Consider the following 25,067-nt stretch of genomic DNA (forward strand, 5'->3'; position numbering starts at 1 on the left):
CGTGGCCTCCATGGTCATCGTTGCTCAGCAACGTCGATCATGGACGCCCTCGCCTCTCTTCGCTGTCCCCGTACCCCTTGGAATAGATCGTCTAGCCGGTATGCGGAAGGGGTCTCGGTAGCCGCCACGGTTCGCCACCTCCTGCTTTGCCAGTCTGGCAAGGATGTTTGCGCGCTCACGTTCTACTGCCGGAGGGTGGCACTTCCGTGTGATCCGGTAATCGGCAGAGGAACCTGTGATGACTGACGTGGACGCCATCTTCAACGTTGACTACTGGGACCAGCGATACAGCGAGGCCAAGCCGGTGTGGAGCGGCGACCCCAACCCCGTGCTCGTCGAGGAGGTCGCCCCCCTTGCCCCCGGTACGGCCCTGGAGGTGGGCTGTGGCGAGGGCGCGGACGCCATCTGGCTGGCCCGACACGGCTGGGAGGTCACCGGCGTGGACTTCTCCGCGCAGGCCCTCGCCCGCGCCGCCGAGCAGGTACCCGCCTCCCTGGCCGGGCGACTGCGGTGGGAGCGGGCGGACATTCGCGACTGGCAGCCCGACGACGGCCCCCGGTATGACCTGGTAGCCGCGTCCTACCTGCACTTCCCCGGGACGCTGCGGCGGCGGGTGTTCGCCACGCTGGCTGCCCGGGTGGTCCCGGGCGGCCACCTGTTGATCGTCGGGCACCACCCCAGCGACCTGGACACCGCCGTGCGCCGACTACAGGAACCCGACCTGCTCTACACGGCCGACGAGTTGGCGCAGGACCTGCCCGCCGGGGACTGGGAGGTGCGTACCCGGGCCGCCCGCCCGCGCGCCGCCACCACCCCCGACGGCACGCCGGTGACCATCCACGACACCGTGCTCACCGCCCGCCGCACCCGCTGACGTCGATAGCGCCGGGCCGGTGCCCGACCCGGTGCCCGACCCGGTGCCGTTTCCGGACCGGTGCTCTCCGCCGACAGTGGTGCGTTCTGTGTTCACTCAGGCGATCCTCAGCTTTCCCCCCGTAGCGTGTGCCGCATGAGATCGCCGTCACCGGCCGCGTGGATCCGGCGCGCCCTGCCCACCCGTCGGCGTGCGCTGGCCGCGGCGGCGGTGGTCGTCGTCCTGCTCGCCGCCGGAGTCGCCGGGGTTCTCCGGCCCGCCGAGCCGGACCTGCGCACCGAGGCGGCGCTGATCACCGTCCGGTCCGGGCCGACCGGCGACGAGCCGGTCGAGCTGGACACCACGCTGTATCTGCCCCCCGCCGCGGCCGCCGACGCCCCGGTGCCGGCGGTGCTGCTCGGGCACGGCTTCGGCGGCACCAAGGAGTCGGTCCGCGCCGACGCCGAGGAGTTCGCCGGCCGCGGGTACGCGGTGCTGACCTGGACCGCGCGGGGCTTCGGCCGCAGCGGCGGGCAGATCCACCTGGACCACCCGGACTACGAGGTCCGCGACGCCCAGCGCCTGCTGGACTGGCTGGCCGCCCGGCCGGAGGTCGTCACCGACGCCGCCGGGGATCCGCGGGTGGGCGTGGTCGGTGGCTCCTACGGCGGTGCGCTGGCGCTGCTGCTCGCTGCGCAGGACCAGCGGGTCGACGCGATCGTGCCGATGATCACCTGGAACGACCTCGCCCGCTCCTTCCTGCCGGAGCAGAGCGGCGAGGGGCCGGAACAGGGGGTGTTCAAGAAGGGCTGGGCCGGGCTCTTCTTCGGCAGCGGCGGCAACTCCGGCCCCGCCTCGGTCGGTGGCTCCGGCCCGGCCGGCGGCCTCGCCCCCGGTAGCGGTTCCGTCCCGGGCGGCTCCCTCCCGGAGAATGCGGCCACCACGGCCGGCGCCGTTGACCCGTCCTGCGGGCGGTTCGCCGCCGACGTGTGCGCCGCGTACCTGCGGATCGCCACCACCGGGCGGGCCGACCCGGCCGCCGTCGCCCTGCTGCGCCGCTCCAGCCCGGCCGGGAAGCTCGACCGGATCGAGGCGCCGACGCTACTGGTGCAGGGGGCGGCCGACACCCTCTTCCCGCTCGCCGAGGCGGATGCGAACGCCCGGGAAATCGCCGCGACCGGCACCCCGGTCCAGGTGGCCTGGTTCACCGGCGGGCACGACGGCGGCGACGGCCCGAAGACCGACTCCGACCGGGTACGGCACCTGACCGCGCGGTGGCTCGACCACTACGTCAAGGGCGAGGGCGCGGCCCCCGCCGACGACTTCACCTTCTCCCGGATCGCCGGGTTCGACGCCCTCGACCGGGGTCTGGTCGCCAGCGGCTTCCGCGCCACCGGCTACCCGGGCGTCGACGGCACCGGCCAGCAGCCGGTGTCGGTGAGCGGTCCCGCGCAGTCCATCGCCAACCCGCCGGCCGGTAACCCGGCCGCGATCTCGTCGGTGCCCTTCGCCGGGGAGCTCTCGTCGCTGCTCGACGGGGTCGCCGGTGACATCCCCGGCCAGCACGCCCGGTTCGAGTCCGCACCGCTGCCGGCGGCGGTGGACGTGGTCGGCGCGCCGACCGTCTCCATCCGGGCCGCGTCCCCGACCGGCACGGCCGTACTCTTCGTCAAGCTCTACGACGTCGCCGGTGACGGGTCAGCGACCCTGCCGAGCGGGCTGGTCGCGCCGATCCGGCTGGCGGGGCTACCGGCGGCCGTCGAGGACGCCGAACCGGTCACCGTCACCCTGCCGGCGATCGTCCGCCGGGTCGAGGCCGGGCACCGGCTGCGGGTCGTGGTGGCGACCTCCGACCAGGCGTACGCCACCCCGGTCGAACCGGCCGTCTACAGCGTGGCCCTGGCGAGCGGGGCGGTCACCCTGCCCACGGTCGCCAGCGAGCCGATCCCCACCGACGCCGTGGTCTGGCGCTGGGTACTCGCCGGGCTGCTCGCCACGATCGTGGTCGGGCTCGTCGTGGTCGTCGCCGTCCTCCGCCGCCGGCACCGGCGTCGGGAGAGCCGGGTCCACCCGGCGTACGCGGGCGTCCCGCTCGCCGTCCGGGAACTGCGCAAGGAGTACGCGGACGGCTTCGTCGCCGTCTCCAACGTCGACTTCGAGGTGCATCCCGGGCAGGTGGTGGGCCTGCTCGGCCCGAACGGAGCGGGCAAGACCACCACGCTGCGGGTGCTGATGGGGCTGACCCAGCCGACCGCCGGCGAGGTCTACGTGTTCGGGCACCGGCTGGTGCCGGGCGCCCCGGTGCTGTCCCGGATCGGCGCCCTGGTGGAGGGCCCCGGCTTCCTGCCGCACCTGTCCGGGCTGGACAACCTGAAGGCGTACTGGCGGGCGACCGGGCGGCCGTGGGTCGACGCGCACTTCGACGAGGCGTTGGAGACCGCCGGGCTGGGCACCTCGGTGCACCGGAAGGTCCGGACCTACAGCCACGGCATGCGGCAACGGCTGGCGATCGCGCAGGCGATGCTCGGCCTGCCGGAACTGCTGGTGCTCGACGAGCCGACCGACGGCCTGGACCCGCCGCAGATCGCCGAGATGCGTCGGGTCCTGCGGCGGTACGCCACCGGCGGCCGGGCGGTGCTGGTCTCCAGCCACCTGCTCGCCGAGGTGGAGCAGACCTGCACCCACGCGGTGGTGGTGACCAAGGGGCAGATCGTCGCGTCCGGCCCGGTCGAGGAGATCGTCGGCGAGTCGCCGAGCGTCCTGTTGGAGGTCACCGACCCGGTGGCCGCGCGGGAGGTGCTGGACCGGCTGGCGGGCGTCTCGGTGCTGCCCGACGGCGACGGGCAGCTCGTGGTGGACACCAACGGCACCGCCCGCAGCGAGGTGGTCGCCGAGCTGGTGCGGGCCGGCATCGGGGTGGACCGGGTGGTGCCCCGGCGGCGCCTGGAGGACGCGTTCCTGGCCCTGGTCGGCGAGAACTCTCGGGGAAGCGGGGATCGATGATGGCGCAGACGACGGTCGAGCCCGGCGCGGGCGACTCCGGCGGCACCCCGTCCGGTGCGGCGGCGGGCTACCGGCCCTTCGCCACGCTGCCGTTCGGGGCCGAGTTTCGGCGCCAGGCGTCGCGGCGGCGGACCCAGCTCGCGCTGGGTTTCATGGTGCTGCTGCCGCTGATCATCCTGATCGCGTTCCAGTTTGACTCGGGCGACGACGACAACGGGCGCGGCGAGTTCGGCAGCCTGGTCGAGTTCGCCACCTCCGGCGGACTGAACTTCACCCTCTTCGCCCTCTTCGTCTCCGCGTCGTTCCTGCTGGTGGTCGTGGTGGCGCTGTTCTGCGGCGACACGGTGGCCAGCGAGGCGAGCTGGGGCAGCCTGCGCTACCTGCTCGCCGTGCCGGTGCCGCGGGCCCGACTGCTCGCGGTGAAGCTGCTGGTGGCGCTCACCTACTCGGCGCTGGCGCTGCTCCTGCTCGCCGGCACCGCGCTGCTGCTCGGCACCCTGCGGTACGGGTGGGGGCCGCTGCGCAGCACGGTCGCCGCCCAGCTGGAGCCGGGGGAGGGGCTGCTGCGGCTGCTCGCGGTGCTCGGCTACCTGGCCGTCGTACTGCTGGTGGTGGCGGGTCTGGCCGTGCTGCTGTCGGTGTCGACGGACGCCGCGTTGGGTGCGGTCGGCGGGGCGGTGCTGCTCTGGATCCTGTCCAGCATCCTCGACCAGATCACCGCCCTCGGCGTGCTGCGGGCCTTCCTGCCGACCCACTACAGCACCGCCTGGCTGGGGCTGCTGTCGACACCGATCCAGACCGACGACGTGGTCCGGGGAGCGATCTCGGCGATCAGCTACGCGACGCTCTTCTGGGGCCTGGCCTTCTGGCGCTTCACCCGCAAGGACGTCGTGTCCTAACGGCACGCGGGTGCGGTCGGTCCACCGCGCTCAACTCCCAGCGGCAGGCGGTTGCGGTCGGTCCACCGCGCTCAGCGGTGCCATCGGCTGTTCGGGGTGGTGGCGGGCTGGCAGTCGGCGTGTCGGGACTGCCACTGCCGCAGCGCCTGCCGGATCAGCTGACCCTCGGCGTGGGCGGTGGTCGCCTCCCGGGTGAGTCGTTCCAGCTCGTCGGCGACGCGGTCAAGATAGGCGTACACCTGCTCGGGGTCCAGGCCGCCGCGCCAACGACGTCGGGCGAAGGTCGCGGCGCGAACCTGGGATGAGAACAGGCGTCGGGCGCGGTAGATCATGGCGATCACGTCCTCTCGGGTCGGGGATTGGGGGCGGCGCCGAGGCGGGCGGGGGCGACCGGCGCGTCCGCGCGTGGCGTACCGGCCGGAGCCCGGCACCCGCCCCGGGCCCTTTCCCACGTCGCGCACGTTCGCGAGCGGGCGTCTCGCGTTTAGGGCGTCGGTGACCAGAGCCAGCACGTCTGCTCTACCTCACCGCTCCGCCCCAGCAGCGCGGTGGCGGAAGCAACACCGGGGTACGTCTCGATGGGTGCGCTGTCACCTGCTCGGTCGCCCAGCCGCCGCTGGTCGTCGGCCTGGGTAGGCACACTGTTACCCCACTTCTTATCGCCCGTGTTCAATCCGCAGCTGACAGTAGCACACTTTACAAGCAATGCTGGTAAAGACAAGGTTGTTGACCATGATCGAAAATGCGAGTGGTCAGATGAGGTTATGCCTCATGCCGTCCCGCTTTGGAGAGTCATCCGGGATGACCTTCGCGCTCGGATCAAGGCGGGCATCCTCAAGCCTGGTGACAAGTTGCCGAGCACGCGGGAACTTGCCGACCAATATGAGACGAGTCCGGTCACTGTTCGCAAAGCGGTCGATATCCTCATTGAGTCTGGCGAGTTACTGGGTAGGCAGGGGATGGGCGTCTTCGTGGCCATTCCGCCAGCGAGTGATCGTTGAGGTGTTAGGTTCGGGCGGACCTCTCACGGCTGTCCATGACAAGTTTCGCTGATCCCGGTCGCCGCAGGGGCCTGTCATTGAGGTGACCGGTCAAGGGTGTAGTTGCTGACATGACGCGTTCCCAGGGGCGGAGTCAGGGTCCAGGGTCGCGTGTAGTTGCTAGCGGAGAGTTACGACGCGAGGAGCGCCCCGCATGTTCCCGCCGTGCCGCTGACTACATTCGTGTCGTGGATTCGATCACTGCTCAGATTCGGGCGGGTGAGCTTGCGCCGGGAGAGAAGCTGCCGACCTACGCGCAGCTTGCCGACCACTTCAAGATCAGTGTCACCACTGCCCAAACTGCGCTGCGCATACTTCGGGAGCGTGGACTGGTCGAGGGGCACCAGGGCAAGGGAACGTACGTCTCGGAACGTCCAGAGCTGGGGTAGTGCGGTCAGGTAGCACGCGTGATGTGGCCCTGCCTCGGACATCGGGTGGATTTCTCCGGGGGCGGTAGCCGATTTATCCCGCGAGCGGTGCCGGCGGACAGCCGGCACCGCACCTGGGCGGGGAAAGCGGCAATCAGGTCCTCCGCGCGAACCCGACCCATCGTGGTGGCGAGCCGAAATCGGCTCGCCTACTGCCGCTATGGCATTACCTGTCAGCGATGCGGATGAGGCCACCGACGGCTCCGATGTACGCGGCGCCGTCTGGCCCGATGGAAATCGGGGCGTAGTGATTGTTGACAAGTGGTCCGGCTCCGGCCAGCCTGCTCCATACCCGTTCGCCGGACCGTACGTCGATCGCGGTGAGGTACCACGCGTCCGGATGTCCAAGCCAGCGGCCGCCCGGGCGGAACGCCAGTTCGTCGGCGGAGGGGTGGGTGTAGGTGTACAGCAGTCCGTTGGCCAGCGAGACCTTGCTGACCACACTCGGAATCCGCTCGACCGTGTTGGACCAGTCGACGGAGCAGCTTCGGCCGGGGTAGTCGACGTGTATCCGGGTCAGACCCGGCGCCGTGTCGGGCTGCCTGGCCCCGGCCAGCCCTTTGAGTAGCGCCCGCCCGTCGAACTGGTATCCGTAGTTGTTCTCGACGATGATGTCACCGCCGACGGCGACGAGGCTGTTCTCGGTGGCGCTGGTGCTGGCGGGAAAGACCGGGTAGGCGCAGATCTCGGTCGGTCCGTGCTTGCCGCGGGCGAACACGAGTACTCGCATGGCCGGATCGGCGTTGTCGGTGATGGCCACGTAGCCCCCATCTGGGCCAGACGCCGGGCCGATCAGGGTGGGGGTGGTACCGCTGCTGTGGCTGAACTGGCCGGGCTTCTGTCGGCTCCCCCGGTCATAGGGGGCGCGCCAGGTGACCTCGGGCCGGCTGCTTGGGGTGGCGTCGAACCGGTAGAGCGCGTGGTCGCTGACGACAAAGACTCCGCCGGACTCGTCCACCGCGATGCTGTTGGCGATCTGCTCACCATCGAGGTTGTGCGTTTCGATACGACCGTTCGCCATGTCAAGAGTGCCGACGGTTCCGTCCTTGGCTGCGAACCAGAGCAGCCCCGACCAATCCGGCAGGGCCGAAACGATGCCACTGGTGCCGATGGCGGGGGTGAGGTCGTAGCTGTGCTGGCGTACGAGGCGGTCTCCCTGGACGGCGACGACCAGGATCTCGCCGGTGTTGGTGGGGATGATCGCCTGGTCGTGGTTGTCGAGGTAGAAGTATGCGCCGCCGACGGCATCGGTGGGGCTGGTGCTGGCCGCGCCGGGCAGGCTCAGGGCGGTGATCGCCTCGAGGGTGTCCGGGTTCAGTAGGAGCAGCCGAGGTGCCTGGCCCGGGGTGATGCAGACCGTGACGATCCGGCCCTTGGAGTCGAAGGTGACCGAAGCGCACACTCCACCCTGCAATCGGCTGCTCACCATTAGATCGCGTCCGGAAGGGCCGGGATTGTGGTAGGTGTCGGTCTGGTAGGCGTCGCCATGCATGTTGCTGGTGCCGTTTGCGGCCATGAAGGGATGTTGCGGTACCTCCGCGGTGTCGATCGGGTGGGCCGTGGCCGGCTGACCCGTGAATGGCCGTAGGCCAACGCCGCGGGGATCGACGGGGATGGGCAGGGCGCGTCCAGCCAAACTGTCAACTGTGGTCGTACCAGGTAGAGCTAGGCCGATTGCCGTCATGACGGAGACTAGGGTGAGACCTCGCTTACTTACCTTCATGCCCCCGATTGTCGATGAACTTCGATAAAAGGTGAAGAGTGGCGGTGTGTGGACGTGCTCGACGCCGACCTGGGCCGGGCCGTCGGCGGTTACTACGCGATCTACAACGCGGTACAGGGGCTGGGTATGGCAGCAGCCGGCCTGCTCGATGACGCACTCAGCGGCGTCCGTGTCCTCCACGTGCGGGCCGTCGCACTCCTGGCCGTCGGCGCGGTCGCGTACTTGGGACTGCGCTCGGTCCTGCAGCGAAACCCCGCCCTCGGACGGCGTTCCACCATGGACTGTGGGTCGATTCAGGGGCGGCAGCCGAGCTGCGTGTGAGAGCTGGAATCGACCGGTGTCGCTACACGGCGCGTGGTGGTTGCACTGCTGATTGGTTGGGTAAGCAACGGCGAGGTGCGTTTCGTGTCGCTCCGCCGTTGCCTGAGCTGGCAACGGGCCACCTGCCTCGGTGTACCGGAGGCGGGTGGCCCATTGTCGGTTGCTTCACCTGGTCGTGTGGTTCGTTGGTCACGACTTCCCGGGGCGATATTGGGCCGGGTGTCGTGGAGCAGTTAGGTCAGGAAGCGAAGCGGGTACGGCGGCGGCGTCCGATCAGGTAGCCCGCGCCGCCGAGGAGCAGGAGCGCGCCGCCGATGCCGGCCACGGTCGTTGTGTTGGCGCCGGTTACGGGAAGTCCGCCTCCCTCGCCGCCGGGGGCGCCCTGGCTGGCGGAGGGGGCGGGGGTTGGTGCATCAGTGGCCGTGGCGCTCGGGGTCGGTGTGGGGGTCGTGGTGGCGCTCGGTGTCGGTGTGGCCTGAGCGGCGCAGTCAAGCTCACGTGCGACGTACAGACCGTCGTTCAGGAAAGCCAGGTAGACGTCTATGCTTGTGGTATCCAACGCCTCTTGCGCGGCCTCCTTCACGTTGTCGCCGCCGGCCGCCATTTTCTGGTTCACCTTGAGCCGCAGCTCCGTTGACCAGGTGGTATATATGCCCGTCTTGAGGAAGGCGCGGAGGTCATCCGCACTGCCACTCAGCGCCTCCTGTAATCTACGATCCGTATCGACAAGCGAGTCGTCTTCTGCCACCTTCAGGAGCCGGTACGCCAAGCGCCGCATCTGGGCGTAGTTGGCGGTGTCCGGATCAATGGTGACGAGCTCGCGGACGTCCTGGTATACCGTGCGCTCGACCAGTTGGCAGGTCTCGTCCAGCCCAAGTGGCGGGGTCTGGGCCGCCGCCGGTGTTGCCGGAATGAAAAAGGCCAGCGCCATCAGGGCGCCAGCCAGGATTTTCCCACGCATGTGGTTCCCTCCCGTGACGTAGAACGCAGGGATATTACCCCAATGGATGGGAAGGGTGGGGGCAGGATACCGTGGTAGTCAATTTGTTGGACTGGTGTCGTTTGGTGGCATTTGGGTGCGGCCAAGGACGGTCCATGGGTAGAGATCACCCCGCGGGGGCATCAATCCGAGTCTGGGCACAGACCTCTCCCACCTGCTCGCTGCACGTTTGCGCAGCTGCGGAAAAGGTCATTCCGGACCAGTAGACGGGGTAAAGGCTGACCGCCTCTCCGTCGTTCGCCCGTATCACCGGGAAGTCGGTTTCGTAGGTCGCGCCATCGACCCGCCTGCCCTGAACGCGTAAAACCAGATGCTCCGCGCGTGTGTCCGTGGCCGGGTACCGCTTGACGTCCACCACGAGCGGCATCTCGTCGTTCGGTAGTTTTCCCTCAGAGGTGGTGAATTCGAGAATTGACCTGCAATTCGACCGACTTCCGGCAGTCTGGCACAGGTCGGCGAACCTGCCGTCCCGTGCCAGGGCTACGGCCTCCGAAAGTAGCTCCTCGGCCTCACCTAGCTGAATTTGGCGGGGTTTTTCCTGGTTCGCATCTACCGTGCACGCAACCGTGGCCGAGAGGGTCAGGAGGGCTGCGGTGCCGCCAAGTGTTAACGAATAGGCGGTTGTTCTCCTCATCTGGGCTCCTCCGCTGGTAGCTCCATCGACTATTGGTCGGGATCGCGGGGCTGGCGGGCGGCGAGCGCTGCCGATGTCGCGGCGGCGGAGAGGCACAGTAGTGGGACGGTGATTGTCCAGCGGGGGTCGAGTTCGGGTAGGGGTCCGTTGCCGGCGGCGATGGCCAGCGGGGTGAGCCCCGCGAGCGCGGCGAGGAGGCCGAGCAGGATACCGATCGTGGTGGCGCCGGTTGCTTCGGTGATGACGAGTCGTCGTAGTTGGTGGCGGCTTCCGCCGATCATGCGGAGGGTGTGGCGTTGGTGGTGTCGGTCGCCCTGGGCCAGGCTGGCGGTGTTCGCGAGGGAGATGAGCGCGTACCCGGCTATCACCAGGGCGATGATCAGGATCGCGGCGTTGTCGGTGCTCTGCCGGGGTTGCAAGGTCGCCAGATAGGTCTGCCGGTCGAGTAGGCGTGCGCCGGGTGGGGGCTGCCAGGCGTGTTGGTCGTCGGTGAGTAGGAGCATGTCCAGGGTGGGGTCAGGGGTGTGGCTGATGGCGAGTTCGGCTGGTAGCAGGACGCCTGCGATTCCGAGTTCACGCTGGTAGGTGGCGATCAGGCGGAGGTGGCGCGACTGGCCGTCGGCCAGTTCCAGCTGGTATGAGCTGCCGGTCGACCACCCGTGCTGTTTGGCGGTGCCGGTCCCGGCGGCGAACGTGTCGGCGGTGAGTGCGGTGAGGTCGCCGTCGTTGATGCCCAGGTCGAGCAGGGTGGGCAGGACGGTGGGGTCGATGCCGGCGGCGGGTACGGCGACGGGACCCTCGTAGCGGGATTCGTTGCGGGGCAGCACCGTGGTGGTGATCATCGCGGCGGCCTGGTCGGCGGGCAGATTCGCCGTGGCGGACAGGGGTAACCCGGCCGTGCCGGCGGGCACCACCACCTGGGCGGCGAGCAGCCGTTGGTCGGCCTGTCGGGCGGCTCCTTCGTCGAGGGTTCGGGGTGCGCCGAGCAGCGCGGTGGTCAAACCGACGGCGAGTAACGCCGGTGCGGCGATGGCTGCGGTCCGCAGTGGGGAGTGCCGCAGGTTCGCGGCGGCGAGTCGACCGACGTCCCGGCCGGCCAGTCGGGCGAGCAGCCCGGCGACCGGTACGAACAGCGGCGCCAGCCAGGGGCTGAGCACGGTGAGCGCGGGTACCACGAACAGCACGCTGGCGGTGGCCCCGGCACCGAGGAGTACCGCCCCTTTGCCGGCGGTGGCCACCAGCGCCGCCGCGGCGAGGGCGAGCAGGGACAGCCCGGCCACCAGGCGGCCGACCGGGCGGGCCCGCTTCGCCTCGGAAGTACCCGCTCGCAGCGCCTCCGCGGCGTCGATCCGTCCGGCAGCGCGGACGGCCGTTGCACTGGCGGTCAGGGCGAGGAGCACGGTCAGCAGGGCCGCCGCGGCCAGGATCGCCACGCCCGCGCCGCTGGCCCGTACGGCGGGAGCATCCGGAGGCAGAATCCCGGTCTGGATCAGCGCCGTCCTGATCGCCCAGGCTGTCGGCACGGCACCTACCACCCCCACCACGGCCAGCGGGGCGACCACCATCGCCGCGTCCCCCAGGACAAGCAGCCGCAGCCGCAGCCGGGAGACACCGAGCGCCCGCAGGACCGCCAGTACGGGGCCGCGCTGGCTGATCCACAGCGACAGCGTGGTGCCGAGCACCATAGCCGCGGAGGTCACCAGGACGAACAACAGCAGCGCGAGCAGGTTGACGCTCGCCTCGACCTGCTGCTCGCTGGTCGACGCCGGCCCGGGGCTGAAATCCTCCGCGCTGATCGCCCGGTAGCCGTCACCGAGCCGGGCATCGAGGGCGGAGCGGATCCGCATCGGATCGCTGCCGGATGCGGCGGTAACCAGGAGCGCGTCGGCGCGCGTGCTGCCGGGCAGCCGCGCGACCTGGTCATCGGCGAGCAGCAGGGTGGGCTCGGCGTCGGCGGAGCCACCGGCCGGGGGCACCACCACCGCGGACAGGCGCCGGGACGTCCGCCCGGACCCGTCCAGGGTCTCGACCTGGTCGCCCGGCCGCAGCCCCAACTGGTCGGCCGTGTGCGGGTCGAGGACGAGGTCCGAACCGGTCGGTGCCGTACCGGCCTCGATCCGGTAGCCGGCCGCCTCCGCCGCCGACCAGTTCCAGGCCCAGGTCCCCGCCCGGTCCCGTCCGGCCACGAGCGCCCCGTCGGCCACCACGGAAAGAGTGCGCCCCCGAAACTCCACGACCCGCCGTACGTCGGGCACGTCAGTGAGACGGGCAGCAAGGTCAGGCGCAACCGCCGGTGCCACGGCCCCGCTGTCGCTCGTGCGGACCACCACCGCCGTGACCTCACCCAAGCCCAGCGGGGACACCTTGGGGCGTTCGAGCAGCACCGCGATCAGCAGGCCGTTCGCGCCGAGAATGGCGGCGGTGACGAGGCAGGCGACCGCCACCGCCAAGACCCGGCCCGGGCGAAGCCGGACGTCCGCGGCGGTCAACCGCAGGCGGGCGCTCACCGCCCCACCAGGACCCGGTCGGAGATCTCACCGACGGTGGCACCCCGCAACTCGTCGACGAGCACCCCGTCCAGCAACAGCAGCACCCGATCGGCGGCCGCCGCCGCAGCGGCATCGTGAGTGACCATGACGACGGTGGTGCCGCGCGCGGCACACAGGCCACGCAACAGCTCCAGTACCTCCGCACCCGCCGACTGGTCGAGCGCCCCGGTCGGTTCGTCGGCGAACAACACCGTCGGCCGGGTGATCAGCGCGCGGGCGATCGCCACCCGCTGCTGCTGCCCGCCGGACAACTGCGCCGGCCGGTGCCCGGTCCGCTCTGCCAGCCCAACCAGGTCGAGAAGTTCGAGCGCGTCACCGCTGCGCACCCGACGGCCGGCGAGCCGCGCCGGCAGCAGCACGTTCTCCAGGGCGGTGAGCGAGTCGATGAGTTGGAAGTGCTGAAAAACGAAGCTGATCCGGTCCCGCCGCAGCCGGGTCAACGCCGACTCTGAAGCGTTGTCGATGCGCTGGTCCGCAATCTGCACCACGCCGCTACTCGGTCGGGTCAGGCCGGCCGCGCACATCAGCAGCGTGGATTTACCCGAGCCCGAGGGACCCATCAGGGCGGTGAAACTACCAGCGGCAAAGTCAGCGGTGACCGCACGCAGCGCCACCGTCCCCGCCCTCGGGTCACCGAAAACCTTGGTGACCTGATGCAACCGCACCGCAGGCGAGAGTTCGCTGACCATCGGCATGTCTCGCTTCGCTTTCCTTCAGGACGGGCGGGTACCCGGGTCGCTACCCCTGCTGGCGGCTCGAGCTATCCCGAACGGTCGCACCCCCGCGAGCAAGGCGACTCGACCAATGCGCCTGTCCCGGCCGTGACAGCAGCGGACCGTGTCCGACGTGGATGATGCTGTCGACCCTATCCACATGGGTACGTTTCGTCAGCCCCACCACGACCGGACGTACCTCGGAGCAGGCCCGGGTAGTGACCGCTGTTTCGGTCTCAATGCTCGAGACCCGGTGCGGGTTGTTCACGCGTCGGGTCGCGAGGACAAGCCCTGCGTCGGTGATGAGCGCTTCGATCAACCGACGATCGGCGATGCCGGCTCGCCGGGCCGCCGCCTCCGGCACGAGACCGGGTGACACGGGTTCGCCGCCGTCCACTCGTCGACGGCTGCGCTCAGCGCGGACACCCAGGTCTTCCAGACGACACGGTCGAGCCAGTTGTCGCCGTTAAAGTCGGCTGGCAACCAGGTCGTTCGGCGTGCGACCAGCGGCTCAGCTGGTGTGTGGGTTCTGCATCAGCGCAACGACCGCGCCCGCAGGGTCCTTGATCAGTGCGAACCCGCCCGGGCCGGTGCCATTGGGCTGCCGTACGACCTCGCCACCTTTCTCAGTCACCCGGGCCAGGCTCGCGGAAAGGTCGCTGACCGCGATGTAGGTGATCCACTGCGGCGGCAGGTCAGCGTTGCTGCTTTTGGCGTGGCAGATGCCAGCGACCGGGTTGCCATCCTGCGCAAGCATCATGTAGTCGTCGTAGGCGCCCATACTCAGCGGCTCCGGCTTCCAGCCGACCACATCCGCGTAGAAGTCACGGACGCCGTCCGCGTTCTGCACGGTGAGGTCGAAGCCCGCGATTGTGCCTACCTTGTCTTGGCTCGTCATGTGTTCATTCCTCTGGCTGTTGTGGTACGCACGTCAGCGCGTGTGCCTGGCCCACCACGCTGACCATTGCTCGGAGACCTGACCGAACGCGGTGTCGTCGAGGTTGTAGGTGTTGAGAATGGCCGTCGCGGATCCCGCTGGATCGGTCTGCGATGGTGCGTTTCCCGCGAGCACCAGCAGCCCTGGTCCCCAGGCGTCGATGGTCAGTCCGAGTTGATGGGTCGACCGAAACCAGACGGTGCCCGTTGTCCTGCCGCCAACGACGGTGGCGGTGTAGGGGCTGCCGGCTGGTGTTGCCGCCACGCCGGTCAGGCCTAGCCGGTCAACGACAGTGCTGGAGTGGATGTGCTGGTTGGAGAAGAAGAGAGTACGTCGAGTGCCGCTGGTGTGGTGGCTGAGTACGAAGCGCAGCTGTTGGAGGAACGAGATCCACCCCTCGGTGATGTCGTCGTAGTAGGCGTCCCATTCCGGGTCTCCCGACAGTGGCGCACGGGTGAGTGTGACGCGCACTCCGTCGGGCTGCGGGTGCACCTCGAAGCGGTCGCCGCCGTTGGCGACGAGCACGCGTCTCTGGTCATCTACGGTGACGTCGGTGAAGTAGATAGATTGAATTTCCTCGGCGATCTCGTCGGTATCCCAGCCGTGCCATCGGCGGAGGGTCTCGGTGTCCCGCAATGCTTGCCAAGCAGCGTCGAGGGTGGTGTAAACCGTAATTTCGATCTTTGGGGTATTCATTGAATCGTTGGTGCCTCCGTTGCCGGTGCCGGGTATCCGGCAGCAACCACTCGGTACGGACGGCCGCCCTCAGTGTCGTATGTGGTCGCCATCTGTGTGATGAGCGTGGTGACTTCCTCGGTGAACTGGTGTGCCGCGGCGGGGTCGGCGAACCGGACGTGTGTCTCGATTGTGAACGTGAGCAGGCGTTTGCCGGACTCCGTCGCCCGGACCTGCATGCGGGCGACGTCGCGCACCGCGGCGGCCGCAACTCCGACCAGGTGTTCGGCCGAGTGTTGGTCGGCGAGCGCACCGTCAGGCTCGGGCACGTTCTCGTCCACACCCATCAGGGTCGGGTTGACCACGAGCACGCCCGGCTTGGCGCGCATGATCCGCTCCGTGCAGCCGCGTCGCTGTCGTTCCTCGACCAGCTCGACGAGGCCGATCGCCTCAAGCGCGCGCAGGTGGTAGTTCACCCGTTGGCGGGGGATGCGCAGGCTTGCCGCGAGTTGTGTCGCTGAGGCCGGTACCCGCAGTCTTCCGAGTAGCTGCCGGCGTAGTGGTGGTAGCGCGGCGGCGACGCGGTCCGGCTCGTCCAGGTAGTTGATGCCGCCGGTCATCGATCGATCGTCCATTGGAAAAATTAGATTGTCAATCACTGGCACTCGCAGTCGCGTGCCTGCCCGAGTGGTGAAACCGGGGATAGCAGGCGCACAGGTGGGGCAGCTCGACAGTGTGCGGAGCGAACTGGTCGCTGGTGCCCGGCCACCGCCAACCCACCGGGAACGTCAGGAAGCAACCCACCGGGAACGTCAGGAAACGACCCGGCCACCGCCCGAGAACGGTCCCGGGCGATGCCAGCGTTCACGACCGTCCCGGCCGTCACGGTGAGTAGTGCGGTGGCCGTCGTCGTGGCGGGCCGGGTCGAGCGGTGGCTCGCCGCTACTGCGGGGTGAATCACATTTCGCCACAGGGTGGGACCGAGTGGTCATCGGCCGTCGTCGCCGGCTTACACTCGGCCGCACAACTGAATGCCTCATCCAGAGGGGCTGAGGGACACGGCCCGAAGACGCCCCGGCAACCACCCCACCTGATCACCCAGAGTGACTGGCGGGGCAGGTGCCAATTCCGGCCCCGCCGCAGAGTGCGACGCGGGGGCAGATGAGAGGAATCTCGAGATGACGTCCACCCTCGCCCCGTTCGGGATCGACCCCGCCGCCAGCCCGGCCCGCGCCCTGGTCTGCCGCGCCTGTTCGGCCCGGTACCCGCTCATCGCCCAGCACGCCTGTTACGAGTGCTTCGGCCCGCTGGAGGTCGACCACGACCCCGCCGCGCTGGCCGCCATCACCCGCGAGCAGATCGAGGCCGGCCCGCGCAACATCTGGAGGTACGCGCCGCTGCTGCCGGTCGGTCAGGACCCGTCCACCCGGGTCACCCTCGACCCGGGCTTCACTCCGCTGGTCGCGGCCCCGCGGCTGGCCGCCGAGGTGGGCCTCACCGCGCCGCTCTGGGTCAAGGACGACAGCGCCAACCCGACCCACTCGTTCAAGGACCGGGTGGTGTCGGTGGCGCTGACCGCCGCCCGGTCGTTGGGCTTCACCCGGTTCGCCTGCGCCTCCACCGGGAACCTGGCCAACTCGGTCGCCGCGCACGCCGCCCGCGCCGGCGCCCCGTCGGTGGTGTTCATCCCCAGTGACCTGGAGCAGGGCAAGGTGCTCACCACCGCCGTGTACGGCGGGGACCTGGTCGCGATCGACGGGTCGTACGACGACGTGAACCGGCTCTGCGGCGAACTGGTGGAGACCGACGAGTTCGAGGACACCGCCTTCGTCAACGTCAACGTGCGGCCCTACTACGCCGAGGGCTCGAAGACGCTCGGCTACGAGGTGGCCGAGCAGCTCGGCTGGCGGATCCCCGCCCAGGTGGTGATTCCGATGGCCTCCGGTGAGCTGCTGACGAAGGTCGACAAGGCGTTCGCCGAGCTGGTCGAGATTGGCCTGGTCGAGGCGCCGGCCGGCGGTTGGCGGGTGTTCGGGGCGCAGTCGGCGGGCTGTAGCCCGATTGCCGCCGCACTGCACGCCGACAGTGACACCATCAACCCGGTCAAGCCGACCGGCATCGCCAAGTCGTTGAACATCGGTGACCCGGCGGCCGGCCCGTACGCCCTGGAGTCGGTCCGCCGTACCGGCGGTTGGATGGCGGCGGCCGACGACGACGAGATCCGGGCCGGGATCCGACTGCTCGCCCGTACCGCCGGGGTCTTCGCCGAGACCGCCGGCGGGGTGACCGTGGCGGTGCTGCGAAAGCTCGTCGAGTCCGGCCGGCTCGACCCGACCGCCGAGACGGTGATTTTCAATACCGGTGAGGGGCTCAAGACCCTGGACGCGGTGGCGGATCAGGCGGGCCCGAGCCACCGGATCAAGGCGTCGCTGCGGGCGGCCCGGGACGCCGGACTGATGGGTTGATACGTCATCTACTGATTGATGAGGCCCGGACTGCGTGAAACCTGCCCGTGCGGGCTTGACGTCCGGTTTTTCATGGCGAAAAATAGCTAATGCGGGAGGGCTCTCGCCGGAGACTTGTTCTTTCGACCCAGCGCCAGCGGCGCTGTGTGGGAGTCCCTCCCGACCACCCCAAATTTCTGCTGCGGCAGCCCTGGATTCCTGCCTGGTTGCGAAGATCCGATCCGTCGATAAATGGCTGGACCGGCTAACGCCTCGTGGTGGAGGCTGCGGGCATGGGCATCACCATCACCCCCTTCGGCCCCGCCGACGACCGGGCGATCGCCGCGGCGGTCCAGATCGAGGCGGCCGCATCCGCCGTTGATCTGCCTGACTTTCCGCTCTTCTGCCCGCAGCGGTTCATCGGGTCCGTGCGGCATCCGATGCCGGGCGACGCGCCGGTGCACCTGCTGGCCCACCTCGACGGTACGGCCGCCGGCCTGGTCACCCTGGAGTTGCCGCAGCTGGACAACACCGAGAACGTCTTCGTCGACCTGACGGTGCATCCGGCCGCTCGGCGCCGGGGCGTCGGGCGGGCACTCTTCGACCGCGCGGTCGAGGTGGCCCGGGAACACCGGCGCAAGCGGCTGACCGCGATGACCCTGGACACGGTGGCGGCCGGTGCCGCCTTCGCCCGGACGCTCGGGGCGGACTCCGTGCTGGCCGACGTCCGCCGCCGGCTGGACCTCGACCAGCTCGACCCCGCGGCGCTGGCCCGCCTGCTGGCTGAGGCCCAGGACCGGGCCACCGACTACCAGCTGGTGTTCTGGCGGGGTCACACCCCGGCGGAGTACCAGGCCGATGTCGCCTACCTCGAGGGGCGCCTCATCGCCGACGCGCCGATGGGGGACCTGGCGTGGGAGCCGGAGCGGTACGACGTCGAGCGGGTCCGGGCCACCGACGTCGCCCTGGACGCGCGCGGCAAACGTCGCTACCACACCGGAGTACGGCACCGGGCTTCCGGCCGGCTCGTCGGGTGGACCATGCTCGACGTGGCGGCCACCGTCGACTGGCACGCGCTCCAGCAGATCACGATCGTGGACCCGGAGCACCGGGGGCACCGCCTCGGCCTGCTCGTCAAGCTCGAGAACCTGCGGTACCTGCGGTCCCACGAACCGGCGGTGCGGGTTATCAACACCTTCAACGCCGCCGCCAACGACCACATGATCGCCATCAACGAGCAGCTCGGGTTCCGGGTCGCGGACCACTGGACCAACTGGCAGTTGACGATCTGATCTGTGACGCGGCCCTACTGATCGTGCTGACATCTGTTGCATGATGTCGGGCATGACGGAGACCCCGCACCCCCTGTACGACAGGCACGCCGAGACCCTCGACCGGGCGCTGACCGCCATCTCGCAGCGCGGGTACTGGTCCGCCTACCCGGAGTCGCCCAGCCCGCGGGTGTACGGCGAGACCGCCGCCGACGACGGCAAGGCGGCCTTCGAGGCGTACCTCGGTCGTGACTTTCCCCTGGACCAGGCCGGCGCCGGGAGCACGGTCCAGACCGAGGTCAGCCCCTTCGGCGTCGACCTGGGAGTCGGCTACCCGCACGCGAGCGCCGACCACCTCACCGCCGCCGCCACCACGGCGCTGCCGTCGTGGCGGGACGCCGGGCCCCAGGCCCGGGTGGGCGTCTGTCTGGAGATCCTGGATCGGCTGCACCGCAACGTCTTCGAGCTGGCCAACGCGGTGCAGTTCACCAGCGGGCAGGCGTTCGTGATGGCCTTCCAGGCGGGCGGTGCGCACGCGCTGGACCGGGCGTTGGAGGCGCTCGCCTACGCGTACGCGGAGATGACCCGGCACCCGGGCACGGCCGGCTGGGAGAAGGCGGCGGGCAAGGGCGACCCGCTGCGGATGACCAAGACCTTCCACGTGGTGCCGCGGGGCGTCGCGCTGGTGATCGGCTGCAACACCTTCCCGACCTGGAACTCGTACCCGGGGCTCTTCGCCTCGCTGGTCACCGGCAACCCGGTGATCGTCAAGCCGCACCCGCGCGCGGTGCTGCCGCTCGCGATCACGGTGCGGTACGCCCGCCAGGTGCTCGCCGAGGCCGGTTTCGACCCGAACCTGGTGCAGCTCGCCCCCGAGGCACCGGGCGAGAAGCTCGCCTCCACGCTGGCCCAGCATCCGGCGGTACGGATCGTCGACTTCACCGGCTCCTCCGAGTACGGCGACTGGCTGGAGGCCAACGCCCGGCAGGCGCAGGTCTACACCGAGAAGGCCGGCTTGAACGCGGTGGTCATCGACTCCACCGACGACTTCGGCGGGATGTGCCGCAACCTGGGCTTCACGCTGACCCTCTACAGCGGCCAGATGTGCACCACCTCGCAGAACATCCTGATTCCCCGGGACGGCATCGAGACCGACCAGGGGCACAAGAGCTTCGCCGAGGTGGCGGCCGGTATCGCGGCGGCGGTAGGCAAGCTCACCGCCGATCCGGCGCGCAGCGTGGAGTTGACCGGCGCGATCGTCAACGACGGGGTGTTGGAGCGGCTGGACGAGGTGACCAAGGTCGGTGAGTCGGTGCTGGAGTCCCGTACCGTCACCCACCCGGCCTTCCCCGGTGCGGTGGTCCGGACGCCGACCATCGTCCGACTGCACGCCGACGACACCGCCACCTACACCCGGGAGTGGTTCGGCCCGATCTCGTTCGTGATCGGGACCGACTCGACCGAGCACAGCCTGGAGCTCCTGCGCACCACGGTGGGTGAGCAGGGCGCGTTGACCGCGGCGGTCTACTCGACTGAGGACGCGGTGCTGGACGCGGCCGAGGCGGCGGCGGTCGAGGTCGGGGTGCACCTGTCGGCGAACCTGACCGGAAGCGTCTTCGTGAACCAGTCGGCGGCCTTCTCCGACTTCCATGGCAGCGGCGCGAACCCGGCGGCCAACGCGGCTCTCACCGACGGTGCCTACGTCGCCAACCGGTTCCGCATTGTGCAGAGCCGTCGCCACGTCTGAGTAAGACCCACCCCTCGGGGCTGCGGGGCGCGCAGGCCCGGCTCCGGCCGGACGGCCCGGATCTGCACCAGCGGGCACTTCCGGGCGGACGACTCCTTCGCGGCGTTGTCCGCCCGGCAGCCCGGCAGCCCGGCAGCCCGGCAGCCCGGCAGCCCGGCGCTCCGACGCGACCTCAGCGGCGAAGGAGCTAGGGCTTGCGAGCGATGCCGGCCCAGTAGTAGGCGGCGTGCGGGTCGGTGGGCGGGCCGTCGTCGGGATGCCAGGCCGCCACCGGGACGATTCCCGGCTCCACCAGCTCCCAACCCGCGAAGAATCGGGCCACCTCGTCGCGGCTGCGGGGCACGAGGGTCATGCCGCTGTCAACGACAGCGTCCATGGCCGTCTTGACGGCTTCCGGGTTGAAGTCGCCGGTCGGGTGGGTGATCGCCACGTAGCTACCGGACGGCAGGGCGTCCATCAGTACGCGGATCTTGCGCCACGGGTCCTCGGCGTCCTCGAGCAGCATCAGGATCGCGATAACCGTCAGGGCGACTGGCCGGTTGAGGTCAAGTACCTCGCGTAGTTTCCGGTGGTTGACAATCAACTCCGGCTCACGCAGGTCGGCGTGGATGTACTCGCTGCGCCCCTGCTCAGTGCTGATCATCAGGGCTCGGGCGTGGGCCAGGACGATGGGGTCATTGTCGACATAGACCACCCGGGTATCCGGAGCGATCTCCTGGGCTACCTCGTGCAGATTCGGACTGGTGGGGATGCCGGTGCCGACGTCCAGGAACTGCCGCACGCCGGCCTGTCCGACCAGGTAGCGGGCCACCCGGTGGACAAATCGACGGTTCTCGGCGGCCATGGACCGCACGGTCGGGATCGCCGATATCAGGGCCTCGGCGACGGCCCGGTCAGCGGCGAAGTTGTCCTTACCCCCGAGCCAGTAGTCGTAGATCCGGGCGGAATGTGGCACACCGTTGTCTATCGCGGATGAATGGGGCTGCTGTTGATCTTCCGTAGCCGGGTTACTGCTGGGCACGGTCACCTCCTACTAAGGACGCTCGTGGAGCGGGCGGCGTTCAGCCTAGCCGGACATCGACGCCAGCGACATTCCCGGAGACCAGTGCGGCTGCGGTCCGGGCGGCACCGGGTGCACCCCCTGGCCGGGCCCGCCGATCGGTGTTCGGGTCGGTGGCCCGGACCCGTTCGGGGTCGTACCGGACCCGTTCGGGGTCGTACCGGACCCGTTCGGGGTCGTACCGGACCCGTTCGGGGTCATACCGCACGCGTTCGGTGTCGTACCGCGTCGTTCAGGCCGGGCGGCGCATCTGCAGCTCGGTGAGGGTCGGGATCGTCGGGTGCGGAAGGCGGCGGCCGGTGTCGACGAACCCCAACCGGCGGTACGCCCGGTAGGCCCGCTCGTTGCCGACCACGACCTCCAGCATCAGCTCCGGACGACCGCAGGCGCGGGACCAGTCGGCCACCGCGTCGATCAGGTCGGGGAGCAGTCCGCTGCGCCGCCAGGACGGGGTGATGTAAACGGCGAAGATGACGGTGAGCCCCGGTTCGTCCGGAGTCGCCGTGCCCCCGGCATGTCCGACCAGCCGGCCGCTCGGGTCCGCGACGAACTGCGCGTTGGTGCTGCCCGTCGCGGTGTACGCGATGCGCGCCGCGTAGTCGGCGTGGGGGCGGGCCGCCGCGTCGGCAAGCGTCTCCAGGAAGGCCAGCGGTGCGTCGGCGAGCATCTCCAGCCGCAGCGCCCGCATTCGGGCGGCGTCGGCTGGCCGGACCCGACGGACCCGCGCCCGCCGGGTCGATGCCGGCCCCGGGGCGGGATCGCTCGTCATGTCGGTTATCTATCATAACGATGCTCGACGATGGAACTCGCTCGCCGCATGTCCGATTTGTGGTCGTGCGCCGTCGTCACGCCTCGTGTAGCGTGCGATTTCGGTCACCGGTTCAGCGGCCGTCGCCGATCGTCGAACCGGTGCCACCCGCCGGCCGGCGTGCCGGCTCGGCCGGGGTGAGTGGAGTCGCGCAGAGTTAGGAAGTGCACCGTGGCACAGGGCACCGTGAAGTGGTTCAACGCCGAAAAGGGCTACGGCTTCATCGCCGTTGACGGGGGGCAGGACGTCTTCGTTCATTTCTCTGCTATCGAGATGGACGGCTACAAGGCGCTGGACGATGGCCAGCGGGTGGAGTTCGAGATCGCCCAGGGTCAGAAGGGCCCGCAGGCCGAACGGGTGCGCGTCGTCGCCTGAGCGGCCGGCGCTGCCTCGGGGGCGACCGGCGTAACGGTCGTCCCTCATATTGTCGCCGCCCAGCCGATCGGCTCGGGCTGGCGCGGCCCGCGTGTGGCTGGGTGACGTTGCTCCGCCGTGCGTGCCGCCCGCCGGCCCGCTGTGCCTGCCCGCCTGCCGCCCGTTGGGCCCCGGCTGCTGTTCGTTCGTGCCCGGCTCTCGCCGCACTGTCACCTTCCGAGCCCTACCTGAGGAAGAACGAGCCCTACCTGAGGAAGCAGGTGGGGCTCGTTGCCGTTGCTGCCGCATGGTCGGTGTACGAGGGGCTGGTGAGGGTCGTTCGGCGGCCGGTGGAAGTCGACTGCCCTGGGCGATCGTGCTTGCACTCGGCAAGGGGGAGTGCTAAACAGGTCATTGGCACTCGCATACCGTGAGTGCCAATGGTCGGGGCGGGAGGGCCACGGTTGCAGCGGCGTCGCAGGACGCGGGTGCGGCAGTTGGCCGGTCGTCGCGGGCTATCCGGCCCGGCCGACGGACGTCGCCGTCGCCAGGTGGCGACGTCTGAAGGTGCGTAACCAGGCGGCCCATCCGGGACACTCTCTCGGGTGGCCCGCGAGTGTCCAGGAGGACAACGCCGTATGGCCAAGATGATCGCGTTCGACGAGGAAGCTCGCCGCGGCCTCGAGCGGGGCATGAACCAGCTCGCTGACGCTGTGAAGGTGACCCTCGGCCCCAAGGGCCGTAACGTCGTGCTCGAGAAGAAGTGGGGCGCTCCCACCATCACCAACGATGGTGTGAGCATCGCCAAGGAGATCGAGCTCGAGGACCCGTACGAGAAGATCGGCGCTGAGCTGGTCAAGGAGGTCGCGAAGAAGACCGACGACGTCGCCGGTGACGGCACGACGACGGCGACCGTCCTGGCCCAGGCCATGGTCCGTGAGGGCCTGCGTAACGTGGCCGCCGGCGCCAACCCGATGGCCCTGAAGCGGGGCATCGAGACCGCGGTCGCCAGCGTCTCGGAGGAGCTGCTGAAGCTCGCCAAGGACGTCGAGACCAAGGAGCAGATCGCCTCCACCGCCTCCATCTCCGCTGGTGACCCCAGCGTCGGCGAGATCATCGCCGAGGCGATGGACAAGGTCGGCAAGGAAGGCGTCATCACCGTCGAGGAGAGCAACACCTTCGGCCTGGAGCTCGAGCTCACCGAGGGTATGCGCTTCGACAAGGGCTACATCTCCGCGTACTTCATGACCGACCCGGAGCGGATGGAGGCCGTCTTTGACGACCCCTACATCCTGATCGTCAACAGCAAGATCTCCTCGGTCAAGGACCTGCTCCCGATCCTGGAGAAGGTCATGCAGTCGGGCAAGCCGCTGCTGATCATCGCCGAGGACATCGAGGGCGAGGCCCTGGCGACCCTGGTCGTCAACAAGGTCCGGGGCACCTTCAAGTCCGTCGCCGTCAAGGCCCCGGGCTTCGGTGACCGCCGCAAGGCCATGCTCGGTGACATCGCCATCCTCACCGGTGGCCAGGTCATCAGCGAGGAGGTCGGCCTCAAGCTGGACGCCGTCAGCCTCGACATGGTGGGTCGTGCCCGCAAGGTCGTGGTGACCAAGGACGAGACCACGATCGTCGACGGTGCCGGCGACGCCGAGCAGATCCAGGGCCGGGTCAACCAGATCCGGGCCGAGATCGACAAGAGCGACTCCGACTACGACCGGGAGAAGCTGCAGGAGCGGCTGGCCAAGCTGGCCGGCGGCGTTGCGGTGATCAAGGTTGGCGCGGCCACCGAGGTCGAGCTGAAGGAGCGCAAGCACCGCATCGAGGACGCCGTTCGCAACGCGAAGGCTGCCGTCGAGGAGGGCATCGTCCCGGGTGGTGGCGTCGCGCTGGTGCAGGCCGGCAAGACCGCCTTCGACAAGCTCGACCTGACCGGTGACGAGGCGACCGGCGCCCAGATCGTCAAGATCGCGCTGGACGGCCCGCTGCGGCAGATCGCCGTCAACGCCGGCCTTGAGGGTGGCGTCGTCGTCGAGCACGTCCGTGGCATCGAGGCCGGCCACGGCCTGAACGCCGCGACCGGTGGCTACGTGGACCTGATGGCCGCGGGCATCATCGACCCGGCCAAGGTGACCCGTTCGGCGCTGCAGAACGCGTCGTCGATCGCGGCGCTCTTCCTCACCACCGAGGCCGTTGTGGCGGACAAGCCGGAGAAGACCCCGGCTGCCCCGGCTGGCCCGGGCGGCGGGGAAATGGACTTCTGAGTCCAGTTTCGCGAGACCGGAGGGGCGGGCCGCTCAGCGGCCCGCCCCTTTGCGCGGCTACGTTGGCAACGGCCGTTGGTTGCGCCGCTTCTGCGTCTGGTCGTACGGCTGGGGTGCCGGGACCGGCTCGTCCACGACCGGCACCGGTTCGTCGGCGGGCGGCTCATCGGCGCCGTCCATCTCCGCCTGCTGCTCGGCATCGCCGACGTCGAGGCGGTCATAGGGCAACGGCGGCCCGGGCTGTTCGTCGTCCGTCGTCATGTGGGCCTCCTCCACCGAAACGGTAGGGGCCGTTGCCGGCTAATGGGGGCGAATGACGCTATCGGATGATCTATCCCATTCGTCGG

24 protein-coding genes and 1 riboswitch are annotated in these 25,067 nt (G+C 69.5%); of the genes, 11 read left to right on the plus strand and 13 right to left on the minus strand.

The window, feature by feature from the left end; translation table 11 throughout:
- Positions 1-238: 238 nt before the first annotated feature.
- From H0524_RS13780 to H0524_RS13790, 3 genes are all read left to right on the plus strand, one after another.
- Positions 239-874, plus strand: a complete 636-nt coding sequence (locus H0524_RS13780; RefSeq protein WP_180198996.1) for a bifunctional 2-polyprenyl-6-hydroxyphenol methylase/3-demethylubiquinol 3-O-methyltransferase UbiG — start codon at positions 239-241, stop codon at positions 872-874.
- 135 nt (positions 875-1,009) lie between these two features.
- Entirely contained in the window at positions 1,010-3,856 is a 2,847-nt protein-coding gene (locus tag H0524_RS13785) for an alpha/beta fold hydrolase (RefSeq protein ID WP_180198997.1), read from the plus strand.
- The gene (locus H0524_RS13790) at positions 3,856-4,755 is read left to right on the plus strand and encodes an ABC transporter permease (protein ID WP_180198998.1); all 900 of its coding nucleotides are present in this window, start codon (positions 3,856-3,858) and stop codon (positions 4,753-4,755) included. The genes H0524_RS13785 and H0524_RS13790 overlap by 1 nt, the downstream gene beginning before the upstream one ends.
- Before the next feature lie 71 nt (positions 4,756-4,826).
- Here the strand turns inward: H0524_RS13790 and H0524_RS13795 are convergent, their stop codons facing one another.
- Positions 4,827-5,096, minus strand: a complete 270-nt coding sequence (locus tag H0524_RS13795) for a DivIVA domain-containing protein (RefSeq protein WP_309225103.1) — start codon at positions 5,094-5,096, stop codon at positions 4,827-4,829.
- A gap of 423 nt (positions 5,097-5,519) precedes the next feature.
- Here H0524_RS13795 and H0524_RS13800 point away from each other — a divergent pair, with 423 nt between their 5' ends.
- Positions 5,520-5,756, plus strand: coding sequence for a GntR family transcriptional regulator (locus tag H0524_RS13800; protein ID WP_011904180.1), 237 nt, complete (start codon positions 5,520-5,522; stop codon positions 5,754-5,756).
- 227 nt (positions 5,757-5,983) lie between these two features.
- Positions 5,984-6,184 carry a winged helix-turn-helix domain-containing protein gene (locus H0524_RS13805; protein ID WP_375372003.1) on the plus strand — a complete coding sequence of 67 codons (201 nt, stop codon included), beginning with the start codon at positions 5,984-5,986 and terminating at the stop codon, positions 6,182-6,184.
- Positions 6,185-6,389: 205 nt separating this feature from the next.
- Here the strand turns inward: H0524_RS13805 and H0524_RS13810 are convergent, their stop codons facing one another.
- The gene (locus tag H0524_RS13810) at positions 6,390-7,946 is read right to left on the minus strand and encodes a hypothetical protein (protein WP_180198999.1); all 1,557 of its coding nucleotides are present in this window, start codon (positions 7,944-7,946) and stop codon (positions 6,390-6,392) included.
- A gap of 48 nt (positions 7,947-7,994) precedes the next feature.
- On the opposite strand from H0524_RS13810, the gene H0524_RS13815 reads away from it, so the two are divergent.
- A complete protein-coding gene (locus H0524_RS13815; RefSeq protein WP_180199000.1) occupies positions 7,995-8,267 on the plus strand; it encodes a hypothetical protein in 273 nt (90 codons plus the stop codon).
- Between the two features lie 238 nt (positions 8,268-8,505).
- Here the strand turns inward: H0524_RS13815 and H0524_RS13820 are convergent, their stop codons facing one another.
- The 7 genes from H0524_RS13820 to H0524_RS13850 form a co-directional block, all read right to left on the minus strand.
- Entirely contained in the window at positions 8,506-9,228 is a 723-nt protein-coding gene (locus H0524_RS13820; protein WP_180199001.1) for an ALF repeat-containing protein, read from the minus strand.
- Positions 9,229-9,373: 145 nt separating this feature from the next.
- Positions 9,374-9,901 carry a hypothetical protein gene (locus tag H0524_RS13825; protein WP_255435949.1) on the minus strand — a complete coding sequence of 176 codons (528 nt, stop codon included), beginning with the start codon at positions 9,899-9,901 and terminating at the stop codon, positions 9,374-9,376.
- Between the two features lie 29 nt (positions 9,902-9,930).
- Positions 9,931-12,408: an FtsX-like permease family protein gene (locus H0524_RS13830; protein ID WP_180199002.1), complete on the minus strand. Its 2,478-nt coding sequence runs from the start codon at positions 12,406-12,408 to the stop codon at positions 9,931-9,933.
- Positions 12,405-13,145, minus strand: coding sequence for an ABC transporter ATP-binding protein (locus H0524_RS13835; protein ID WP_180199003.1), 741 nt, complete (start codon positions 13,143-13,145; stop codon positions 12,405-12,407). Before H0524_RS13835 ends, H0524_RS13830 begins: the two co-directional genes overlap by 4 nt.
- A 529-nt stretch (positions 13,146-13,674) precedes the next feature.
- A complete protein-coding gene (locus tag H0524_RS13840) occupies positions 13,675-14,061 on the minus strand; it encodes a VOC family protein (protein ID WP_018726375.1) in 387 nt (128 codons plus the stop codon).
- Positions 14,062-14,094: 33 nt separating this feature from the next.
- Positions 14,095-14,796, minus strand: a complete 702-nt coding sequence (locus H0524_RS13845; protein WP_180199004.1) for a hypothetical protein — start codon at positions 14,794-14,796, stop codon at positions 14,095-14,097.
- On the minus strand, positions 14,793-15,395 hold the full coding sequence (locus H0524_RS13850) for a helix-turn-helix domain-containing protein (protein WP_180199054.1): 603 nt from the start codon (positions 15,393-15,395) through the stop codon (positions 14,793-14,795). The genes H0524_RS13845 and H0524_RS13850 overlap by 4 nt, the downstream gene beginning before the upstream one ends.
- A gap of 413 nt (positions 15,396-15,808) precedes the next feature.
- Positions 15,809-15,943, plus strand: a riboswitch (SAM riboswitch).
- 10 nt (positions 15,944-15,953) lie between these two features.
- Between H0524_RS13850 and thrC the strand changes: the two genes are divergently transcribed.
- The 3 genes from thrC (at position 15,954) to paaN (ending at position 20,237) form a co-directional block, all read left to right on the plus strand.
- Positions 15,954-17,240: a threonine synthase gene (thrC, locus tag H0524_RS13855; RefSeq protein ID WP_180199005.1), complete on the plus strand. Its 1,287-nt coding sequence runs from the start codon at positions 15,954-15,956 to the stop codon at positions 17,238-17,240.
- A gap of 272 nt (positions 17,241-17,512) precedes the next feature.
- Positions 17,513-18,511: a GNAT family N-acetyltransferase gene (locus tag H0524_RS13860; RefSeq protein ID WP_180199006.1), complete on the plus strand. Its 999-nt coding sequence runs from the start codon at positions 17,513-17,515 to the stop codon at positions 18,509-18,511.
- 52 nt (positions 18,512-18,563) lie between these two features.
- Positions 18,564-20,237 (plus strand): phenylacetic acid degradation protein PaaN, encoded by a 1,674-nt coding sequence (paaN, locus tag H0524_RS13865; protein WP_180199007.1) that lies wholly within the window; start codon positions 18,564-18,566, stop codon positions 20,235-20,237.
- A gap of 187 nt (positions 20,238-20,424) precedes the next feature.
- Here paaN and H0524_RS13870 read toward each other — a convergent pair whose 3' ends face one another.
- The 3 genes from H0524_RS13870 to H0524_RS13880 are packed head-to-tail and all read right to left on the minus strand — an operon-like array spanning position 20,425 to position 22,066.
- The gene (locus tag H0524_RS13870; RefSeq protein WP_309225104.1) at positions 20,425-21,264 is read right to left on the minus strand and encodes an SAM-dependent methyltransferase; all 840 of its coding nucleotides are present in this window, start codon (positions 21,262-21,264) and stop codon (positions 20,425-20,427) included.
- Between the two features lie 34 nt (positions 21,265-21,298).
- Entirely contained in the window at positions 21,299-21,505 is a 207-nt protein-coding gene (locus H0524_RS13875; RefSeq protein ID WP_180199008.1) for a hypothetical protein, read from the minus strand.
- A gap of 24 nt (positions 21,506-21,529) precedes the next feature.
- A complete protein-coding gene (locus H0524_RS13880; RefSeq protein ID WP_180199009.1) occupies positions 21,530-22,066 on the minus strand; it encodes a GNAT family N-acetyltransferase in 537 nt (178 codons plus the stop codon).
- A 210-nt stretch (positions 22,067-22,276) separates the two neighbouring features.
- Here H0524_RS13880 and H0524_RS13885 point away from each other — a divergent pair, with 210 nt between their 5' ends.
- The gene (locus H0524_RS13885) at positions 22,277-22,480 is read left to right on the plus strand and encodes a cold-shock protein (RefSeq protein ID WP_007073263.1); all 204 of its coding nucleotides are present in this window, start codon (positions 22,277-22,279) and stop codon (positions 22,478-22,480) included.
- Positions 22,481-23,097: 617 nt separating this feature from the next.
- A complete protein-coding gene (groL, locus tag H0524_RS13890) occupies positions 23,098-24,720 on the plus strand; it encodes a chaperonin GroEL (RefSeq protein WP_018221617.1) in 1,623 nt (540 codons plus the stop codon).
- Positions 24,721-24,777: 57 nt separating this feature from the next.
- Here the strand turns inward: groL and H0524_RS13895 are convergent, their stop codons facing one another.
- Positions 24,778-24,981, minus strand: a complete 204-nt coding sequence (locus tag H0524_RS13895) for a hypothetical protein (protein ID WP_026322565.1) — start codon at positions 24,979-24,981, stop codon at positions 24,778-24,780.
- Positions 24,982-25,067: the final 86 nt, after the last annotated feature.

Origin of the sequence: Salinispora sp. H7-4, from assembly GCF_013416675.1 — a bacterium.
Classification (GTDB): domain Bacteria; phylum Actinomycetota; class Actinomycetes; order Mycobacteriales; family Micromonosporaceae; genus Micromonospora; species Micromonospora vitiensis.

Excerpts from the sequence above, each read along its gene's own strand:
- H0524_RS13780 (WP_180198996.1), top strand. The coding sequence starts at position 239 with ATGACTGACGTGGACGCCATCTTCAACGTTGACTACTGGGACCAGCGA.
- H0524_RS13785 (WP_180198997.1), top strand. The coding sequence starts at position 1,010 with ATGAGATCGCCGTCACCGGCCGCGTGGATCCGGCGCGCCCTGCCCACC.
- H0524_RS13790 (WP_180198998.1), top strand. The coding sequence starts at position 3,856 with ATGGCGCAGACGACGGTCGAGCCCGGCGCGGGCGACTCCGGCGGCACC.
- H0524_RS13800 (WP_011904180.1), top strand. The coding sequence starts at position 5,520 with ATGCCTCATGCCGTCCCGCTTTGGAGAGTCATCCGGGATGACCTTCGC.
- H0524_RS13810 (WP_180198999.1), bottom strand. The coding sequence starts at position 7,946 with ATGAAGGTAAGTAAGCGAGGTCTCACCCTAGTCTCCGTCATGACGGCA.
- H0524_RS13820 (WP_180199001.1), bottom strand. The coding sequence starts at position 9,228 with ATGCGTGGGAAAATCCTGGCTGGCGCCCTGATGGCGCTGGCCTTTTTC.
- H0524_RS13825 (WP_255435949.1), bottom strand. The coding sequence starts at position 9,901 with ATGAGGAGAACAACCGCCTATTCGTTAACACTTGGCGGCACCGCAGCC.
- H0524_RS13835 (WP_180199003.1), bottom strand. The coding sequence starts at position 13,145 with ATGCCGATGGTCAGCGAACTCTCGCCTGCGGTGCGGTTGCATCAGGTC.
- H0524_RS13840 (WP_018726375.1), bottom strand. The coding sequence starts at position 14,061 with ATGACGAGCCAAGACAAGGTAGGCACAATCGCGGGCTTCGACCTCACC.
- H0524_RS13845 (WP_180199004.1), bottom strand. The coding sequence starts at position 14,796 with ATGAATACCCCAAAGATCGAAATTACGGTTTACACCACCCTCGACGCT.
- H0524_RS13850 (WP_180199054.1), bottom strand. The coding sequence starts at position 15,395 with ATGACCGGCGGCATCAACTACCTGGACGAGCCGGACCGCGTCGCCGCC.
- thrC (WP_180199005.1), top strand. The coding sequence starts at position 15,954 with ATGACGTCCACCCTCGCCCCGTTCGGGATCGACCCCGCCGCCAGCCCG.
- H0524_RS13860 (WP_180199006.1), top strand. The coding sequence starts at position 17,513 with ATGGGCATCACCATCACCCCCTTCGGCCCCGCCGACGACCGGGCGATC.
- paaN (WP_180199007.1), top strand. The coding sequence starts at position 18,564 with ATGACGGAGACCCCGCACCCCCTGTACGACAGGCACGCCGAGACCCTC.
- H0524_RS13880 (WP_180199009.1), bottom strand. The coding sequence starts at position 22,066 with ATGACGAGCGATCCCGCCCCGGGGCCGGCATCGACCCGGCGGGCGCGG.
- groL (WP_018221617.1), top strand. The coding sequence starts at position 23,098 with ATGGCCAAGATGATCGCGTTCGACGAGGAAGCTCGCCGCGGCCTCGAG.
- H0524_RS13895 (WP_026322565.1), bottom strand. The coding sequence starts at position 24,981 with ATGACGACGGACGACGAACAGCCCGGGCCGCCGTTGCCCTATGACCGC.